At 77.3% G+C, this 997-nt stretch carries 1 protein-coding gene; it reads left to right on the forward strand.

The features are described from left to right. Nucleotides 1-941, forward strand: a 941-nt coding sequence (locus OZN99_RS32395; RefSeq protein ID WP_456299926.1) for a capsular polysaccharide export protein, LipB/KpsS family, incomplete at its 5' end; no start/stop codon positions are given. Nucleotides 942-997: the final 56 nt, after the last annotated feature.

Here is a 997-nt window from a genome sequence, read left to right on the forward strand (position 1 = left end):
CGGCACGTGCCCGGGGCGGCGCGCTGCTGGCCTGGAGCTCCGCGGCGCCCGACGCGCTGCGCGCGCAGGCCGCCGCCGCCGGCGTGGAGGTCCGCTGGCTGGAGGACGGGTTCATCCGCTCCGCGGGGCTGGGGGCGGCGTTCCGGCCCGGCGCCTCCTTCGCGCTCGATTCGCAGGGCCCATACTACGACCCGGCACGGGAAAGCGACCTCGAGCGGCTGCTGCAGGCCGGCGGTTTCGCACCGGCGCTCCTCGTCCGGGCCGCGGCGCTGCGGGCGGCGATCGTGGAGCGCGGCATCACCAAGTACAACCTGGGCGGCCCGCCCCCCGTGATCCCGGCCGGACGGCGGCGGATCCTGGTGCCCGGCCAGGTGGAGGACGATGCCTCCGTCCGGCTGGGCGGCGGCGCGATCCGCGGCAACCTGGCGCTGCTGCGCCAGGTGCGCGCGGCGGAGCCCGACGCCTTCCTGGTGTACAAGCCTCATCCGGACATCGAGGCCGGCTTCCGCCGCGGCCGCATCGCCGCCGCCGAACTCGCCGGCCTGGCCGACCAGGTGCTGCACGGCGCGCCGATGGCCGCGGTGCTGGCCCAGGTGGACGCGGTGCACACAATGACATCGCTGACGGGCTTCGAGGCGCTGCTGCGCGGCTTGCCGGTCACCTGCTGGGGCATGCCGTTCTACGCCGGCTGGGGCCTGACCGAGGACCGTGTCCCGCCGCCCCGGCCCCGCCGGCGGCTGACCCTGGACGAGCTGGTGGCGGGGGCGCTGATCCTCTACCCGCGCTGCGTGGATCCCGTGACGGAGCTGCCCTGCCCGCCCGAGGTGCTGATCGAGCGCATGGCGCGCCCGGAGCTGTTCCCCCCGGGCCGGCTGTCAGGCATCCGGGCCGTGCAGGGCGCGCTGACGCGCGGCCTCGCGCGGCTGCGGCGGCTGCGGTGAGCGGCTTCGCCTCCGCGGTGGTCAGCGGCGCCTCGCGCGGGCTGGGGGCGGCGCTG

The organism is Falsiroseomonas oryzae (assembly GCF_027856955.1).
Lineage (GTDB): Bacteria > Pseudomonadota > Alphaproteobacteria > Acetobacterales > Acetobacteraceae > Falsiroseomonas > Falsiroseomonas oryzae.